Origin of the sequence: Nocardiopsis sp. CNT312 (assembly GCF_000515115.1) — a bacterium.
Lineage (GTDB): Bacteria > Actinomycetota > Actinomycetes > Streptosporangiales > Streptosporangiaceae > Nocardiopsis.
Map to the genome: position 1 here is coordinate 1 of NZ_AZXF01000011.1, position 18,586 is coordinate 18,586.

An 18,586-nucleotide genomic window follows, 5' to 3' on the forward strand; every position below is an offset into this window, starting at 1 on the left:
GATGCTGTCTCCGCCCAGGCGGAAGAAATCGTCGCCCGTGCCCACGCCGGACAGCCCCAGGACCTCCTCGAACACCGCGCACACCGCGCGCTCGACCCCGGTCACGGGGACGCTCCCCCGCCCGGCCTCCGCACCGAACTCCACGGCGGGGAGCGCGGAGCGGTCGAGCTTGCCGTTCGGCGACAACGGCCACGCCTCCACGTCGACGAGCACCGCCGGGACCATGTACCCCGGCAGGGTGCGCCCGGCCTCCCCGCGCACCCGCTCGTGCGAGCGGTCCGCACCCGCCTCCCAGCGCACGTACCCGGCCAGGACCGGTTCGCCCGCGCTGCCGTCGGCGACCACGGCGACCGCGTCGGCCACACCCCCGGCACCGGCCAGAGCCGCCTCCACCTCGCCCAGTTCGATACGCAGCCCCCGCAGCTTCACCTGGAAGTCGGCACGCCCCACGAACTCCAGCACACCCCCGCGCAAACGCACCACGTCACCGGTGCGGTACATGCGCGAACCGGACGGACCGAAAGGGTCGGCGACGAAGCAGCCAGCGGTCAGCACGGGCCGGTGCTCATACCCCCGCGCCAACTGGCCCCCGGCCAGGTACAGCTCACCGGACACGCCCTCGGGCACCGGCCGCAGGAACGCGTCGAGCACGTACACCCGGGTGTTCCACACCGGCACCCCGATCGGCACCGAGCCGCCGCCCTCGTCCCGGGCCGCGTCGAACCACGTCACGTCCACCGCGGCCTCGGTGGGCCCGTACAGGTTGAACAGCCCCGTGCCGGGCAGGATCCGCGCGAACCGCTCGGCCGTGTCCGAGCCCAGCGCCTCACCGGAGGAGAAGACCCACCGCAGACCGGTGCACCGGGCCGCCGAGGGCTCCTCCGTGAACACGCGCAGCATCGAGGGCACGAAGTGGCACACCGTCACACCGTGCTCGGCGACGGTCCGCGCCACATAGGCCGGATCGCGGTGCCCTGCCGCAGAGGCCACCACCAGCGAAGCGCCCACCCGCAGCGGCCAGAACAACTCCCACACCGACACGTCGAACGCCGACGGCGTCTTCAACAGCACCCGGTCCTCGGAACCGAGGGGGAACCGCCCCTGCATCCACTCCAGCCGGTTGACGATCGCGCCGTGCGAGACACCCACACCCTTGGGACGGCCCGTCGAACCCGACGTGTAGATGACATAGGCCAGATCCGCGCCGTGCAGCGGCCGCACCCGCTCGGCATCCGACACCTCACCACCAGGCAGCCCCGACAGCTCCTCCACGACCAAAGGATCGTCCAATACCAGGACCTCGCCGGTGTCCCCGGGCAGGTCCGCCGCCGAAGCTCCGTCGGTGACCACCAATCGCGCCCGGGAGTCGGACAGGACGAAGCCCAGACGCTCGGCCGGGTACTCCACATCCAGCGGCAGATACGCCGCACCCGCCACCACCACCGCGTGCAGCGCCACCACCAGGTCCGGCGAACGCGGCAGCGCCACCGCCACCACGTCCCCCGGACCCACACCACGCCCCACCAGCAGCCGCGCCAGACGGTTCACCCGCCCACGGAACCCCGCGTAGTCCCAGCACTCACCCGAACCGGCATCCACCAGCGCCACCCGGCCCGACCACCGCCCCGCACCCCCCGGCGACCCACCCAGCACACCACCGGACACCACCACCGCCGTATCGTTGACCTCCTCGGCCAGGGCGCGCTCGCCGGGGGTGCGGGCGTCGATCTCCGTGAGCGGGCGGTTCGGCTCGGCCAGTGCGGCGTCCAGGAGCAGGGCGAAGCGCTCGGCGCACAGCCTGGCCGTGCGCTCGTCGAACAGGTCGGTGTCGTAGCGCAGGTCCCCGAGGAGCCCCTCCTGCCCGGCCAGCTCGACGACGGTGAACTCCAGGTCCACCTTGGCGGTGTCGACCGCCACCCGCTCGGGGCCGGTCTCGGTGCCCAGCAGGCTGCGGTTGCCGCCCGGTTCGCGCTGGTAGCTGAGCATGACCTGGAACAGGGGGTGCCGTCCGGCCTCGCGGGGCGGGTCCACCGTCTCCACGACCTGGTCGAAGGGCAGTTCGGCGCGGGCGTAGGCCGCCGAGTCGGCGGTGCGCGCCCGCTCCAGCAGTTCGGCGAAGGTCGGTGCGCCGGACACGTCCAGGCGCAGCGCCACCATGTTGAGGAACAGGCCCACGGCGTCCTGGGCGGCGCTGTCGGCCCGGTCGGCGATGGGGGTGCCGATGACGGTGTCCCCACCCGCGCCCAGGAGTCGCAGCAGGTGGGCCAGGGCGGCGTGGAGCACCATGAACTCGGTGGCGCCGTGCTCGCGGGCCAGGTCGGCCAGGCGCCGGGCGGTGTGCGGCGCGATCGTGAAGGGGGCGACCGCGCCCCGTCCCCGGCCGGTGCCGGTGCGGCCGCCGTCGCGGGGCAGTTCTGTCTCCTCGGGGGCGCCCGCCAGGGCTTGGCGCCACTGGCGGGCCAGGTCGGCGGCGCGGCTGTCGGGATCGGCCGGGTCTCCGAGCCGCTCGCGCTGGAGCAGGACGTGGTCGATGTAGTCGGCGCCGCTCTCGGGCCAGCGGGGCGCGCCGCCTCGGAGGCGGGCGGCGTAGGCGGTGTCCAGGTCCCGCAGGAGCGGTTCCTCGGACCCCTCGTCGGTGGCGATGTGGTGGATCACCAGGAGGAGGACGTGCTCGCGCTCGCCGAGCCGCAGGAGTGTGCCCCGCAGGGGGACGTCGCGGGAGACGTCGAAGACGTGGTGGACGCGCCGCGTCATCTCCTCGGCGAGCCGGTCCTCGTCGGTGTCGGCCCGCTCCAGCAGGTCGGGCAGCGCCTCGGCCGGGAGGACCCGCTGGAAGACGTCGTCGCCGTCCTCGGTGTAGACGGTGCGCAGCGCCTCGTGGCGCGCGGCGGTGTCGCGCAGGGCCAGGGCGAGCGCGTCGGCGTCGAGGTCCCCGCGCAGGCGCAGGGCGACGGGGACGTTGTACACCGGGCTGGGGCCGTTGAGGCGTTCGAGGAACCAGAGCCGGCGCTGGGCGGCCGAGAGCGGCGGCCGGTCGGGGCGCTCCAGGCCCCGCGGGGCCGGTGCGGCGGCCTGCGCCGACCGCACCCGGTCGGCCAGGGCGGCGACGGTGCGGGCTTCGAAGACCTCGCGCAGGCCCAGGTCGCAGGTGAAGCGGTCCCGGATGCGGTGGGCGGCACGGGCTGCGGTCAGCGAGTGCCCGCCCAGGGAGAAGAAGTCGTCGTCGACGCCCACCGAGGGGAGGGCGAGCACGTCGGCGACGAGGTCGCACAGGACCGCCTCGACGGCGTCTCGGGGGGCGACGGCGGCCGCGGCGCCGAGTTCGGGTGCGGGCAGGGCCTTGCGGTCGATCTTGCGGTTCTCGGTGAGGGGGAAGGCGTCCAGTGCCACGAGCACGGCGGGCACCATGTAGTGCGGCAGGGCCTCGGCCAGCGCGGTGCGCGCGGCGCCGGCGTCGAAGGCGGCACCGGAGGCGGGGACGACGTAGCCGACCAGGGCCGCCTCGCCCGCGGCGTCGGCGCGGGCCACGACCACGCACTGGCCGACGTCCTCCTGGCTGCCCAGGACGGCCTCGATCTCGCCGAGTTCGATGCGAAAGCCCCTGATCTTGACCTGGTTGTCGGTGCGGCCCAGGTAGTCGAGGGCGCCGTCGGGGCGGCGGCGCACCAGGTCGCCGGTGCGGTACATCCTGCTGCCGGGCGGCCCGTAGGGGTCGGCGACGAACCGCTCGGAGGTCAGTCCGGGCCTGCCCGCGTACCCGCGGGCGAGCCCCTCCCCGGCGATGTACAGGTCGCCGGGCCTGCCCTGCGGGACGGGGCGCAGGGAGCCGTCGAGGACGTGCAGCACGGTGTTGGCGATCGGGTGGCCGATGGTGACGTCCCGGCCGGGCAGGACGGGGGCCGTGGTGGACCAGATGGTGGTCTCGGTGGGGCCGTAGAGGTTGGTCACGTCGGCGGCCCGGCTGGTGAGGGCGGCGGCGAGCCGCTCGGGCAGGGCCTCGCCGCCGACGAGGACGCGCAGCCCCCGCACGGCCTCGGGGGCTTCCTCCATGAGGGAGCTCCACAGTGTGGGGGTCGCCTGCATGACGGTGGCACCGGTCCCGCGCAGGAGCGCGGCGAGGGCACGCGGGTCGCGGGTGGTGTCGCGTTCGACGAGGACGAGGGCGGCCCCCGCCATCAGCGGCAGGTGGACCTCGAGAAGGGAGATGTCGAAGCCGATGGTCGTGACGGCGGCCCACCGGTCGCCGGGGGCGAGGGGGAAGCGCCCGGCCATGTCGGCGAGGAAGTTGCGCAGGGCCCTCTCGGGTACGAGCACGCCCTTGGGGCGGCCGGTGGAGCCGGAGGTGTAGAGGATGTAGCCGAGTGCGCCGTCCACGGTTCGGGGTACGGGGCCCTCGGCGGCGGGGAGCGCGCCGAGTGCGTCGACGAGCAGGCGGGGCGCGTCCCCGGTCAGGCGTCCGTTCAGGCCACGGTCGGTGACCAGGAGTGCGGCGCCGGAGTCGTCGAGCATGGAGGCGATGCGGTCGGCGGGGAAGTCGGGGTCCAGGGGCAGGAAGGCGGCTCCGGTGCGCGGCACGGCGAGCAGGGCGGCGACCAGGTCGGCGGTGCGCGGCAGGGCCACGGCCACCACCTGTTCCGGTCCGATGCCGCGGGCGCGCAGGTGCGCGGCCAGGCGGGTGACCCGCTCCTCCAGTTCGGCGTAGGTGAGGCTCTCCCGGGCGGTGCGCACCGCGACGGCGTCCGGGTTCCGGCGCGCGGACTCGCGCACCTGTTCGGTGACCGGGAGCGGCGGGACGGGCCGTTCGGCGGCGCGGGCCTCGGCTCCGAGCCGGTCCCGTTCGCTGGCGGGGACGGTGTCCAGGTGGGCGATGTGGGCGTCGCCGGTGCGGGGGAAGGCGTGCAGGAAGTGCTCGAACCCGGCGGCGAGGGTGCGCAGGCCCTCGGCGGTGTGCCCGTCGGCGTTGGCGTTGTACTCGAAGCTCAGGCCGCCGGTGCCCCGGTCGGTGTAGACCGAGAGGGAGAGGTCGTCGACCGGGCCCTCGGACAGGGTGCGGGTGCTTCCGGGCACCCCGGCGAAGTCCAGCGCGTAGTCGAAGGCCTTGATGTTGACCACGGGGCCGTGCAGGGGGGTGTCCCGTCCCACCAGGCCCAGGTCCCTGCGGATGTCCTCGGCGCGGTAGCGCTGGTGGGCGCGCATCTCGCGCAGGGTGTCGGCGACCCGGCGCACGAGTTCGGCGGGGGTGTCGGCGGGGGCCACGCGCAGGCGCAGGGGCAGGATGTTGACGATCATCGAGGGCACGTTGAGGGCGACCGACCCGAGGCGGCCCATGGCGGGCATGCCGAGGAGGACGTCGCTCTCGCCGGTGCAGCGGTGGACGTAGGCGGCAAACGCGGCGATGACCGCCTCGGACCAGTTGGCGCCTACGCTCTGCGCCAGGTCCTTGAGCGCGTCGAACCCCTGCTCGGCCAGTGCCCCGTGTTCGCGGCGGCTGCCGCGCGGCGAGACGCCGGACACCGTGCCGAGCAGGGGCGGCTCCGGGGCGCCGGACAGGGTCCGCGTCCAGTACTCGCGGTCCCTGTCCCGGCGTGCGGAGGCGTGGTAGTCCTGTTCCTCCGCCACGACGTCGGCCAGGGTCCTGGTCCCGGGCGCGGGGGTGTCCTGCCCCGCGCGGTGGGTGTACACCCGGGCGGCGCGGCGGGTGATGGCGTTGATGGCGTAGGCGTCGGCGATGATGTGGTGGTAGCGCTGGAACCACAGCCAGCGCCGGTCGGCCACCCGCAGCAGGGCGAACCCGAACAGCGGGGCGTCGGTGCCCCACAGCGGGGCGGACATGCGCTCGGCCATCCAGTCCAGGGCGGTGCCGAGCGGGTCGTCGACACCCCTGGTGTCGACGGTCTCCAGTTCCCAGTCGACCGTGGCGCGCACCTGTTGGACGGGCGGTTCGGAGCCGCGGCCGGGCACGATGCGCACCCGAAGCGTCTCGGTCTCGGCGACGACGCGCTCCAGCGAGAGCGCCAGCAGTTCCGGGTCGATGTCCCCGGGAAGGTCCACGTACTGGCCGACGTTGAAGACGGGGCTTTCCGGAACGACCTCCTGGGCGTACCAGACTCCGGTCTGGGCACCGGTGAGGGCTGCTGTGTCGGTCATGGTGTGCGCTTCGTCCCCATCACTCATCGCTGGCTGGTCTGGTTCGTCGTCGGTGGGTTCAGGCGTTGCCGGGCGTCTCGATCGCGTCGAGGATCTGCGCGACGCGGGTGGCGATGTTGGACAGCAGGGAGGAGGAGACGCCGTGGGTGTGCTCGGTGCCGCCCTGGAGGTAGAGGCCGCAGGTGAGGGATGCGTGGGTGACGACGCGGTAGTCGCGTTCGACCACGGGGAGCCCGTCGGGGGTGGTCACCACCTGTTCGGCGAGGTCGCCCAGGAGGGGCAGGGGCGCGGCCGGGTGGTAGCCGGTGGCGAAGACGGCGTAGTCCGCGGTGACGGGGGTCTGTTTGCCGGTCACCAGGTCCTCCACCGCCACGGAGACGCCGTGGGCGCCGTCGGCGAGGTCGGCGACGCGAGAGGTGTTGTGCAGGTACAGGCGCTGGTCGCCGTGGACCTTCTCCGCGTAGTGGCGGCGGTACAGCTCCTCGATCAGGGCCGGGTCGACCACCGAGTAGTTGGTGTTGCGGTGGTAGCCCATGAGCTGCTTTTTGACGTCTTCGGGTGCGGTGTGGAAGGCGTCCACGGCCTCCGGGTCGAAGATGCGGTTGGCGAAGGGGCTGTCGTCGGAGGGGCTGTAGCCGTAGCGGGACAGGATCGCGTGGACCTCGGCGCGGGGGAAGCGGCGGTGCAGGTGGTCGGCGACCTCGGCGGCGCTCTGCCCGGCCCCCACGACCGCGAACGAGCGGGGGTCGGCGTCGGCGGGCAGTTCGGCGAGCCGGGTGAGCAGGTACTCGTTGTGCCAGATGCGGTCGGACTGCCCGATCCCCTCGGGCATGCGGGGGCGCAGTCCGGGGCCGAAGACGACGTTGCGGGTCCGCAGCACCACGTCCCGGCCGGCCCGGTCGCGGGCGAGGACGTCCAGCTCGGTGACGCGCCCACCCGAGCGGACGGGCCGGACCTCGGTCACCTCGTGTCCGTAGCGGACCTGGTCGTCGACACGGTCGGCGCACCATGACAGGTAGTCGTGGAACTCCTGGCGCAGGGGGAACAGCGTCTTGTGGTTGATGAAGTCGTGCAGCCGCCCCACGTGGTGCAGGAACGACAGGAAGCTGAAGTCGCTGGCGGGGTTGCGGGTGGTGACCAGGTCCTTGAGGAAGGACACCTGCATGGTGGCGTCGTCGATGAGCATGCCCCGGTGCCAGCCGAAGGACTCCTGGCGTTCGAGGAAGACGCCGTCCAGGGCCCGGCCCTCGTGGCCGCGCTCGGCCAGGGCGATGGCCATGCCCAGGTTGGAGGGGCCGAACCCCACCCCGACGATGTCGTGGACGGTGCGCGGAGAGTGGTCTTTGGGGGCCACAGTGGTCCCTTCGTTGGTGCGGTCGTTCACGGGTCAGTCTCCGGCGGGGGCGTGGGCGTCCAGCGCGTCGAGGACCTCGCTCGCGGGCAGGACGCGGGCGCAGCGCCCGGCCGCGTAGGACAGGGCGTCCCGGTGGTGGTCGGCGCTGAAGTCGGCCAGGGCGTCGGCGACCAGGAACGGCTGGATGTCGCGCATGAAGGCGTCGGCCGCGGTGATCTGGCAGCCGATGTGGGCGTAGACGCCGGTGACCACGATCTGGTCGCGGCCCTGCTCGGCCATGCGTTCGGCCAGGTCGGTCTGGGCGAAGGCGCTGTAGCGCCACTTGGTGAGCAGCACGTCTCCGTCGTCCGGAGCGAGTTCGGGGATGATGGCGGTGTGCTCGGTGGCGGCCCGCATCCCGGGACCCCAGAAGTCGTTCTCCAGGCCCCTCTCCCGGGGGTTCATGCCGCCGGGTTTGGCGGTGAAGACCACCGGGGCACCCGCGGCGCGGCAGGCCGCGCGCAGGGCGGCGATGTTGGCCACCGCCCCGGCGACGGGCTGTGTGCCCTCGCGGTAGGGGCGCAGGAAGTAGCGCTGCATGTCGTGGACGAGCAGGACGGCCCGCGCGGGGTCCACGGTCCAGTGGGCGCGGTTGTCGGGGAGCTCGTCGGCGGCGGGTAGCGGATAGGGGGCGATCGTCGGCAGTGCCATCGGGCGGTCCTTACGTTCCGGGCTGGGCCGAGGTGCGGCGCAGGTCGCGTTTGGAGACCTTGCCCACGGCGGTGGAGGGGAAGGCGTCCACGAACTCGACGCGGTCGGGGATCTTGTAGGCGGCCAGCCCGCGCTCGCGCAGGAAGGACAGCAGGGCGCCGCGGGTGGGCCGCTCGCCGCGGACGACGACGTAGGCGCAGGTGCGCTCGCCCAGGTAGGGGTCGGGGACGGCGACCACGGAGGCGTCGTGCACGGCCGGGTGGGCGAGGATGTGGTTCTCCACCTCCTCGGCGCCGATCTTCTCCCCGCCCCGGTTGATCTGGTCCTTGGCGCGTCCGGTGACGACGAGGTTGCCCGAGGGGTGGCGGCGCACGATGTCGCCGGTGCGGTAGAAGCCGTCGGCGGTGAAGGAGCGCGCGTTGTGCTCGGGTGCCCGGTAGTAGCCGCGGATCGTGTAGGGGCCGCGTGTGAGCAGGTGGCCCGGCTCTCCGTCGGGGACGGGGCGGTCGTCGTCGTCGACGACGAGGATCTCGTCGTGGGCGCTGATCGGGCGGCCCTGGGTCTCGGTGGTGACGTCGTCGGGGTCGTCGTGGCGGGTGTAGTTGACCAGCCCCTCGGCCATGCCGAAGACCTGTTGCAGGGTGCAGCCCAGGACGGGGGCGACCCTGCGGGCCGCTTCGGGCAGGAAGGCGGCGCCTCCGACCTGGAGCGTGCGCAGCGACGACAGGTCCCGGCCGGAGTGCGAGCCGCGTTCGACGGCGTCCAGCCAGAGCATGGCCACGGGGGGGACCACCGCGGTGAGGGTGACGCGCTCGCGCTCGACGAGGGCGAGCGCGGTGGCGGGGCTGGGGTCGGGGGCCAGGACCACGGTCCCCCCCGCGTGCAGTACCCCCAGGAAGCCGGGCGAGCTCATGGGGAAGTTGTGGGTGAGGGGCAGCGCGGCCAGATAGACGGTGTCGGGGCCCAGTCCGCACAGGTCCGCGCTGGCCCGTACCGAGTACAGGTAGTCGTCGTGGGTCCTGGGGATGAGCTTGGGCAGGCCGGTGGTGCCGCCCGAGATCTGGAAGAACGCGACGGTGTCCGGGGCGGGGCCGGCCCACAGGGCCGGGTCCGGTTCGGCGCGCAGGGACTCCAGGGGGGTGAGGCCGTCGCCGTCACCGGCCTCGCCCGCGATGACCACGTGCTCCAGGCTCTCGGTCTCCTCACGCACCTGGACGGCCAGGGCGCGGCAGTCGAACGCGCCCTGGGTGTCGGAGGTGACCAGGGCGACCGCCTGGGCGGAGTCGACCAGGTGCAGCAGTTCGCTGCGGCGGTGGGCGGGCAGTGCGTAGACCGGCAGCGCTCCCAGCCGGAACAGCGCGAACACCGTCTCCAGCAGCGCTGCCGTGTTGGGCAGGTGCACCACCACCCGGTCGCCCTCGGCGACGCCCAGCCGGGACAGCCCTGTGGCGAGCGAGTCGGCGCGCCGGGCCAGTTCGGCGTAGGTCCAGCGGGTGGGGCCGTCCACGACGGCGGTGCGGTCGGCGAAGCGGGCGGCCCGGTCGCTCAGGAAGGCGGGGAAGGTCTCGCCGGTCCAGTAGCCGGCCGCGCGGTAGGCGTCGGCGAACTCCTCGGGCCAGGGCGTCCAGTCGGCGGGGTCGACGGGGCGGGACGTGCGGGGGCGGTCGTCGGGTCCCATGGGTCAGGCGGCTCCGTCCACGCCCAGGGCGATCAGGAAGGTGCGCAGTTTGGCCGAGGTCTCGGCGAGTTCGGCCTCGGGGTCGGACTCGGGCATGATCCCTCCGCCGGCGTACAGGTCGAGGGTGCGTCCGGCGACGTCGGCGCAGCGGATGGTGACCACCCATGCGCCGTCGCCGCGGGTGTCGGTGTAGCCGAAGGCTCCGGTGTAGAAGTCGCGCCGGAAGGGTTCGAGTGCGCCGATGGTGTCGAAGGCCAGGTCTCTGGGGGTGCCGCAGACCGCCGGGGTGGGGTGCAGCGCGGTGGCCAGGACGTGGGAGGGAACGTCGGGGTCGGCGAGCTCTCCGGTCACGCGGGTGGACAGGTGCCACATGGTGGCGGTCTTGACCAGTTCGGGTTCCTCGGGGACGGAGAGGGTGCGGCAGTGGGGGGACAGGGCGTCGGCGACCGCCTCCACCACCACGGCGTGTTCGCGGCGGTCCTTGGCTGAGGTGAGCAGGGCGACCGCGCGGCTCTGGTCGGTGGTGGGGTCGGCGCTGCGCGGCGCGGACCCGGCCAGGGGGTTGGACAGCAGGTGCGCGCCGCGCTTGGCGACGAGGAGTTCGGGGCTGGCCCCGATGAGGGTGCGCGTTCCGGAGCCGCGCTCGGGCAGGTCCGCGGCGAAGACGAAGGCGGAGGGGTCGCGCCACAGGAGGTTGGCGAGCACGGTGGGCACGTCGATGTCCCGGTCGGCCGCCACCCGCAGGCTGCGGGCGAGGACGACCTTGCGCAGCCGCTCGTCCTCGGTCATGCGCTTGACCGCGCGTTCGACGGCGGCCACGTGCGCCTCGGGCTCGGGGAGCGGGGTGAGGGTCCAGGCCGCACCGAGGGAGCGCCAGCGCTGCCGCGGCGGCGTCTGGGCGGCGGGGGGCGATCGGCGCACGGCCTGGGGGACGACCAGGTGGGCGGGGCTGGCCGGGTCGAAGGGGAGGGCTCCCAGGGCGAGTGCCCCCTCCCCCGCTTGGCCCAGGGCCGCGGGCAGGTCGTCGGCCCGTTCCAGGGCGGTGAGGGTTCCGGATCCGTGCAGGGCCCCGGCGGCGGTGGAGAAGAACGCGTCCCCGGGCCGGTAGGCCGAGAGGAGTTCGTCCGCCGAGGCCGCTGGGGCCTGCAGGCTCTGTTCGGGCATGGCGCGGGCCTTTCTGTGTCAGGCACGGGGGCGGGGCCGGGGAGGACGTCAGCGGAGGGCGGCTCCTCCGTCCACGTACAGCTCGTGCATGGTGATGTGGCGGGCGGCGTCGGAGACGAGGAAGCGCACGGCGGCGGCGACGTCCTCCACCCTGCCGAGGCGGCCGAGGGGAATACCGATCTTGAAGTGCTCGGGGTCCCCGGCGATGAGGGCTTCGGGGTCGGGCGCCATGGCGCGGAGCATGGGGGTGTCGGTGGAGCCCGGGGAGACGACGTTGCAGCGCACGCCGCGGGGGGCGAGTTCGAGTCCCAGGGACTTGGTGAAGGCGACGGCGGCGGCCTTGGAGGCGGCGTAGGCGGCCATGCCCGAGCGCGGGACGCCCGCCGCGTTGGAGGCGACGGTGACCAGCGCGCCGCGGCCGCGCGGCCCCATCCGGCGGGCGGCGGCGCGGCCGAGCGCGAACACGCCGGTGGCGTTGACCGCGAGCACGCGGTGCCAGTCGTCGTCGGGGCAGTCGGCGACGGGGCCGGTGGCCAGGACCCCGGCGGCGCCGACCACGGTGTCCACCGGGCCCAGGAGGGTCTCGGCCTCGTCGAAGAGGGCCTCGACCTGTTCGGGCCGGGAGACGTCGGTGTGGAACGCGTGGGCCTTGTGGCCGCGTTCGCCGAGGGTGCGGAGCGTGTCGGCGAGGCCGTCGGGGTCGGTGTCGGCGGCGGCGATCCGGGTGCCGTGTTCGGCGAGGTCGAGGACCACGGCCCGGCCCACACCGCTTCCGGCTCCGGTGACGACGGCGACGGCCCCTTCGATCCCGCTCACGCAGTGCTCCTTAACCCTGTTGACCTGCATAGACTTAGGAAAAGCTTGCCTTACTTAGGTTACGCTAACCTAAAGAATGCGTCGCAAGTCTCCGGCGGATGACGGGGAGATGTCAACAGGAAGAAGGGTGAGACGTGGATCACGCACGGCGACCGGGAGGGGCCTCGGGGCCACTGGCCTCGGAAGACCCCCCGGAGGCGACCGAAAACCGAATCCCAGGGACGCTTTGAGGACGACCAAAAAGAAAAGAAAGGAAGATAAATACACAGGAATACGCATTGATCAACGCCTCACTTCTCCCGGAATACACAGGAGAGCGCCCTTACCCCGCAAGGGAACCCGCCTTCCCTGAGGGCCGAACTCCCACCGGGACGAACTGGGAGAACACCGAATCTGGAGAGGGCCAGGCAGCGGCTTGGGCATGCACGGAGCGATGGCCTCCGACCCTTCGTGATCTTGCTACCAGGGGCAATTTCGATATCGAAGTTGCCCCTGGTAGCAAGATCACGGGGATGGTGAAGCGAACCCCTTACTGGTAGAGACCGTCCACCAGAAGTGTCACACCCCATTGGCCACCGGGGCCCGTTCGTGTCAGAAACGGTGCCCGGAAGGGCCGTGGCGCCAGGACCGCAGCCACTCCACGATCCGTCCCACACCGGGTGCGGCATCAGCGCGCCGGGGACGCCCCTGCCCGGACCGTCCGCCGTCCCGGCCGTCCTCCTCGGGACGGGCCGCCTCAACCGGTCGGCACAGGTCGGGCGGCCGACGCGGCGGCGGGGGCACCGACCGGTACAGCGACAGGTCGGCGAGGGTCTCCTCAGCCGCGTGGATGCGGTAGCGCCCGTGCAACTGGGCGACCACGTCGCCCAGGTCCTCGCCTTCGCGGCGCACCCGCAGGGCCCGGGCCAGCGCCCTGGTGCGCCAGAGCCGCACGGCGCGCTCGTGCGAGGACGCGGCGGCGGGGAAGAGTTCGGTGAGCCCGGCGCGGGCACGTTCGGCGCTGGCCAGCAGCCGGGACAGGGCCACCTGGCCCAGGCCCCGCCCCACGGGGACCTGGAGCAGGAAGGGCGAGGGGAAGCCGGTGCGGGGCGCGTTCGAGGCGAAGGACACCCGGGGATCACGCAGGTAGTTGGCCTGGATCAGGCGCAGGTCCAGGTGGGGGTCGGCGGCGCGCGCCGCGCCCTCCCAGTCGGCGACGAGGGTGAGGGCCAGGTCGGTCTCGGCGCTGTCGAGGATCCGGTCGACGCAGCCGCGGACGAGGTCGTAGGGGGCTCCGGAGACGTCGACGACGGCGTGCACCAGCGGAACCCGGCGCCGTTGCGCGGGAAGGCGTTCACGGTAGGCATGCGGGTGGGGCATGTACTCGGCGAGCAGTTCGGTGCGGAAGCGCTCGGAGGGCAGGCGGGTGCGGACGGCGGTGGCACGGCCCACGTGCCAGGCGGTGGCAGCGCGTTCGGGCACCATGACGGCCCCCGCCTGCCAGAGCCGGTAGCCGAACTCGGTGTCCTGGCCCAGGTCGAGGTCGGGATCCAGGCCGCCGGCGGCCTCGTACAGGCTGCGCCGCAGACCGGCGGCGGCCCCGACGTAGGCGTGGAAGCCCAGGTGGTCGGCGTCGCGCAGGTCGCGGCTGTCGCCCAGGAGGCGTTCGATCCAGTCGTGGTGGCGGCCGGTCTCCAGGGTGTCGTGGAGCGTTCCGGCGCGGACGCGGGAGAGCACGTCGGCGGGGTCGGCGGGGCCGGTGTCGGCGAAGCGGACCCGGCCGAGGGTCACGGTCTCGGCGTGGACGTGGTGCCACCGGGCCTGGGCCTCGACGAACTCGGGGCAGGCGACCATGTCGGCGTCCATCCACAGGAGGATGTCGCCGGAGCTGGCGTGGGCTCCGTAGGCTCGCGCGCACCCTGCGCCCAGGGCCCCGTCCAGGGCGGGCAGGACGCGGCAGTGGCGGGGGCGCAGGACGGGCAGGCGCAGGGGCGGCGAGGAGTGCGCGTCCACGACGACCACGTCGAGCAGGTGGTCGGGATAGGTCTGGGCGGCCAGGGAGGCCAGCGCGAGATCGAGACGGCGCTGGCCGCCTCTGGCGGGGATGACGACGCTGACCCGCAGTTCGGGGTCCCAGCGTCCGATCCGCGGCGGGGTCAGTCCGCCCCAGTCGTTGCGGTAGACGCGACTGTGCACCTGTTCCACCCGACCACGGTGGGACACCCCATCGACATGAGACCCTACGCGCTTATTGTGTGACACAGAGTCACTATAGCCGTGTTCTCCGCGTTCACGCGGTGCAGGGCCCCGGGATGCCGCACGGGTGCGGCCGTCGGCCCGGGGCCGGGCCCCGGGCCGACGCACACCGCGGATGCGGGGAGAGCGATCAGCCGACGCGCACCGCGGCGGTGAAGACACCGTCCCAGTAGTCGGCCAGGGCGACCTCCTCCAGGGGCTTGTCCGGGTTGGAGCCGTGGATCATCATGCCGTTGCCGGAGTAGAGGCCCACATGGCTGGGCGCGGCCTCATCGTAGAAGAACAGCAGGTCGCCGGGGCGGACCTGGTCACGCGAGACGCGGGTCCCGGCGTTGACCTGGTCGTAGGTGGTCCGCGGCAGGCTCACCCCGGCCTGGGCCCACGCGGCCTGGACGAGGCCGGAGCAGTCGTAGGCGTCGGGCCCGGTACCGCCCCACTGGTAGGGCTTGCCGACCTGGGCGCGTGCGAAGTCCAGGACAGCCTGGACGTCGCCGGAGACGGCGACGTCCGCGCCGGAGGCGGAGGACGTGCCCGCGGTCGGGTCCGTGCCGCCCAGTTCCTCCAGGAGTTCGGCCTGCTCGTCCAGGGCGGTCGCCCCGGCGGCCTGGGCCGCCTCGGCCTCCTCCAGGGCCTGTGCCGCCTCGGTCTCGGCCCGGCCCGCCTCTCCGTGCAGGAGTTCGGCGTGCTCGAATTCGGTGATGTAGTCGCCCAGGACGCCCTGCTGGCCCTCAGACAGGAAGTTCAGGTCGGCGATGCTCTGGAGGGAGGCATCCGGGTCGCCCTCGAAGAGCACGGTGAGCGGCTCGTGGGTCTGGCCGGTGTAGGCGGTGCGGACGATACGGCCCACGTCGCCGGACATCGAGTCCAGCTCCTCCTGGGCCTCCTCCAGCCGCTCCTCGACGTCGGCCAGTTCGGCCTCGGCCGCGGCGTGGTCCTCCTCAGCCTGGTTGTAGGCCTCGTTGAGGGCCGAGAGTTCCTCCTGCAGCGCCTCGTAGCGCTCCCGGGCCTCCGCGACCGTGGTGTCGGCCAGCGCGGCGCCCGAGGAGAGCAGCAGGGCTCCGGCCGCGACACATCCGACCGCGGCGCTGCGGCGGGCCCCGCACGTGCGGGTCTCGGGGTTGCGAGTCATGGGATCGGCTGCCTTTCTCCCACACCCGTCTACCGGCGCCGAGGACACGCCCGTCCGGGGCGTGCGGCGCTGTGTGGCGGGGGATCCGGGGCGACGGCGCGAAGCCGTGCGGGCCGGGTGTCGATGGCGGCCCCTGCTCGTGGGACATGAGGTGAGGACGGAGGGCGAGCAGAGTGCGACGGGAACCGGACACCGAACTCTTTTATGGGATGTTCAGTGCGATCCGGCCTGAAAAGAGACTAAACCACCACCAAAGGGGTCGATGCCCATTCGTGACCTTCTCTTGGGCAACCCTCCTGACCAGCGCGGCCACCCGCCCCCCGCACCCCCGCCCACCACGGGGATGCGGGAGCGCACTCCACCGGAACACCCTCCCGAAGCACCCTCAAAATGTGATGCAGATCACTTTGGACACGGGAAGGTCTCGGGACTGCCGCGGAGCCGATCCCGCCGCCCCGGTCCGGCAAGGGGCCGGGGCGGCACCCGGCTCACCCGGCTCCGCGGGGAAGGTCGGTCTCCAGGTGCGTGCACACCCACCGCCCGTCCTCCCGGCTGGCGCGGAAGGCGAACGCCCGCGCACGCCGGTCGCAGGAGATCACGGCGCTCACCTCCAGGGCGGCGGGAGGGTGCGGCTGGTGGAAGACGCGCTCCAGCCGGGGCGAGAGCTCACAGGGGACCGCGCCGCGCAGGCGGCGCAGTTCCTCGCGCACGGGCACGGCCACGAAGTCGCGCATCGCCTCCGGCCGACGGCGACCCACCAGGACCTCGGCCATCCACTGGGCCAGGAGGCGGACATCGCCCGGGGTGCGGTGGCCCGCCAGCGGCGAACCGCAGCGCCCGGCACGCGCGGAGCGGAGCGGGGTCCGGGCGGGGGTGGTGACGGGACGGCAGGCGGCGGGGCGGCGGTCGCAGACGGGGCGCGGGCACGGCCGGCGGCGTTCGTGGGTCACGGAGGGGTCCCTTCCTACGGCGAGGACGTGTGCCTTCGCCCCTACAAGGAGGTGTCCGGACCACGTTCGCGTCACCTGGAATTCCAGGTTTCGCGTCCTCTCCGCGCTGGACTTCCCACCGGTCACACGCGGCATACTGCACACGTGACCAACGCCTACCTTTCCTCCCCCCTCCCCATCGCGCTGGCCCACCGCGGCGGGTGGCTCACCGACGGCCGGGGGACGCGGCGCACCGAACTGGAGAACACGGCAGCGGCCTTCCAACACGCCGTCGACCTCGGGTACACCTACCTTGAAACCGACGTACACGCCACGAGCGACGGCCACCTCATGGCCTTCCACGACCCCACCCTGGACCGCGCCACCGACATGAGCGGCGCGATCGGCTCCCTGCCCTACCGGGAGGTCTCGCGCGCCCGCGTCGCGGGCCGCGAACCGGTGCCCGCCGTGGAGGACCTGCTGGGATCCTGGCCCGAAGCACGGTTCAACATCGACCTGAAGTCGGACGCGGCCGTCGAGCCCATGCGCGAGGTGCTGCGGCGCACCGGAGCCTGGGAGCGCGTCTGCGTGGGCTCCTTCGACCAGGCCCGGCTGGACCGGGCCCGCCGCCTGTTCGACCGGCCCGTGGCCACCTCCTGCGGCCCGGTCGACGTGGTCCGCCTGTGGTCGGCCTCCCTGTCACCCCTGCTGCGTGCCCTGGCCAGCCGGGTCCCGGTCTGCGCGCAGATCCCTCTGCGGCGGGGGAGCTTCCCGGTCCTGAGCCGGGACCTGATCCGCACCGCGCACGGACTCGGCCTCCAGGTGCACGTGTGGACCGTCAACGACACCGGCGTGATGGACCGACTGCTCGACGCCGGGGTCGACGGCATCGTCACCGACGACACCGTCGGCCTCAAGCGGGTCCTCACCCGGCGCGGCCGGTGGCACGGCACTGCCGACACCCCTTTCGAGAACGGATAGTCCCCCATGTCCCACGACACGGAACCCCGGACCACCGGAGACCCCTCCCCCGACCCCGCGCAGCGCAGACGCGAACAGCGCGGCTGGTACATGTACGACTGGGCCAACTCGGTGTTCATGACGTCGGTGGTCACCGTCCTCATCGGCCCCTACATGAGCAACCTGGCCTGCGTCTCCGCGGGCGCGCCCGACACCGGGTCCTGCCGGGACTCCTCCCTGGCGCTCACCCCGCTCGGGGTGGACTGGATCACCCTGCACCCCAACGCCCTCTACCCCGCCCTGACCACGCTGGCGATCCTGCTCCAGATCATCCTGCTGCCGGCGGTCGGTGCGATGGTCGACCAGTCCCGCCACAAGAAGCAGTGGCTGCTCACCCTGGCCGTCGCCGCCTCGGCGTGCACGACCGGCCTGTACGCGGCCACCGACGGCTACCACCTGGCGTCGGTGCTGTTCGTGCTGGCCAACGTGCTGTACGGGCTCTCGATCGTGGTCTACAACGCCTTCCTCCCAGAGATCGCCACGGCGGACGAGCGCGACAGGGTGTCGGTCACCGGCTGGGGGATCGGCTACCTGGGCGGCGCCCTGCTGCTCGCCGCCCACCTGGGGCTGGTGCTGTCCTCCGGTGCGCTGGGGATCGGCACCGACGACGCGGCCCGGATCGCGTTCGTCACCGTCGGGCTGTGGTGGGCCGGGTTCACCGTGGTCGCGATCCGACCGCTGCGCAACCGCTACGGGGCCCTGGCCCTCAAGCGACAGGGGCGGCCGAAGGTGGGGGCGTCCCTGCGGCAGTTCGGACACACCCTGCGCGACATGCGCAAGTACCCCAACACCATCCTGTTCCTGCTGGCCTTCATCTTCTTCAACGACGGCGTCCAGGCCGCGATCCGCTACGCCGCGCCGTTCGCCACCCAGGACCTGCTCCTGAGCCAGGACATCCTGATGGCCACCATCCTCATCATCCAGTTCGTCGCGTTCTTCGGCGCGTTCCTCACCGGGCGGGTGGCGCGCGTGCTGGGCTCCAAGGCCACGGTGCTGGCCACCCTGGTGGTGTGGGGCGGTCTGGTCACCGTCGCCTACTTCATGCCCGCCGGGAACGTGCCCGTGTTCATCGCCATGGGCGTGGGGATCGGCATCGTGCTGGGCGGCACGCAGTCCCTGGCACGGTCGCTGTACTCGCAGCTGATCCCCAAGGGCCGCGAGGCGGAGTACTTCAGCCTCTTCCAGATCTCCGACCGGGGATCGTCGTTCCTGGGATCGCTGGTCATCACGATCGGGGTGAGCCTGACCGGCGGGTACCGGGTGGCGATCCTGTCCCTCATCGCCTTCTTCGTCCTGGGCGGCGTGCTGCTGTGGCGCACCCGGATGCGCGAGGGCATCGTAGCGGTCGGCAACGAGGTCCCCGAGCGGCTGTGATGAGGCGCCCGCAAGAACCCCGTCCCGCACTGTCGTGGGCGGCGCCCATA

Annotated in this window: 11 protein-coding genes; 2 read left to right on the forward strand and 9 right to left on the reverse strand. The window is 72.9% G+C overall.

The genetic code is table 11. The annotated features are described in order from the left end of the window. The 9 genes from B042_RS0102820 to B042_RS0102860 all read right to left on the reverse strand — a co-directional run. A partial coding sequence (locus B042_RS0102820) for a non-ribosomal peptide synthetase (protein WP_028646958.1) occupies nt 1-6,147 on the reverse strand: 6,147 nt, incomplete at its 3' end. A gap of 58 nt (nt 6,148-6,205) precedes the next feature. Next, nucleotides 6,206-7,501, reverse strand: a complete 1,296-nt coding sequence (locus B042_RS0102825) for a lysine N(6)-hydroxylase/L-ornithine N(5)-oxygenase family protein (RefSeq protein WP_028646959.1) — start codon at nt 7,499-7,501, stop codon at nt 6,206-6,208. A 33-nt stretch (nt 7,502-7,534) separates the two neighbouring features. After that, the gene (locus B042_RS0102830; protein ID WP_028646960.1) at nt 7,535-8,191 is read right to left on the reverse strand and encodes an isochorismatase family protein; all 657 of its coding nucleotides are present in this window, start codon (nt 8,189-8,191) and stop codon (nt 7,535-7,537) included. Between the two features lie 10 nt (nt 8,192-8,201). Further along, entirely contained in the window at nt 8,202-9,869 is a 1,668-nt protein-coding gene (locus tag B042_RS0102835; RefSeq protein WP_028646961.1) for a (2,3-dihydroxybenzoyl)adenylate synthase, read from the reverse strand. Between the two features lie 3 nt (nt 9,870-9,872). Beyond that, nucleotides 9,873-11,033 (reverse strand): isochorismate synthase, encoded by a 1,161-nt coding sequence (locus B042_RS0102840; RefSeq protein WP_028646962.1) that lies wholly within the window; start codon nt 11,031-11,033, stop codon nt 9,873-9,875. A 48-nt stretch (nt 11,034-11,081) separates the two neighbouring features. After that, complete coding sequence (locus tag B042_RS0102845) at nt 11,082-11,849, reverse strand: 2,3-dihydro-2,3-dihydroxybenzoate dehydrogenase (RefSeq protein ID WP_028646963.1); 768 nt, start codon at nt 11,847-11,849, stop codon at nt 11,082-11,084. A gap of 591 nt (nt 11,850-12,440) precedes the next feature. Then, entirely contained in the window at nt 12,441-14,033 is a 1,593-nt protein-coding gene (locus B042_RS0102850) for a glycosyltransferase family 2 protein (protein WP_028646964.1), read from the reverse strand. A gap of 181 nt (nt 14,034-14,214) precedes the next feature. Beyond that, nucleotides 14,215-15,213, reverse strand: coding sequence for a C40 family peptidase (locus B042_RS0102855; protein ID WP_028646965.1), 999 nt, complete (start codon nt 15,211-15,213; stop codon nt 14,215-14,217). 488 nt (nt 15,214-15,701) lie between these two features. Beyond that, a complete protein-coding gene (locus B042_RS0102860) occupies nt 15,702-16,163 on the reverse strand; it encodes an Rv3235 family protein (protein ID WP_028646966.1) in 462 nt (153 codons plus the stop codon). A gap of 144 nt (nt 16,164-16,307) precedes the next feature. Between B042_RS0102860 and B042_RS0102865 the strand changes: the two genes are divergently transcribed. Beyond that, nucleotides 16,308-17,123 carry a glycerophosphodiester phosphodiesterase gene (locus tag B042_RS0102865; RefSeq protein WP_028646967.1) on the forward strand — a complete coding sequence of 272 codons (816 nt, stop codon included), beginning with the start codon at nt 16,308-16,310 and terminating at the stop codon, nt 17,121-17,123. A gap of 6 nt (nt 17,124-17,129) precedes the next feature. Beyond that, nucleotides 17,130-18,536: an MFS transporter gene (locus B042_RS0102870; protein ID WP_028646968.1), complete on the forward strand. Its 1,407-nt coding sequence runs from the start codon at nt 17,130-17,132 to the stop codon at nt 18,534-18,536. The last annotated feature ends 50 nt before the right edge of the window (nt 18,537-18,586 follow it).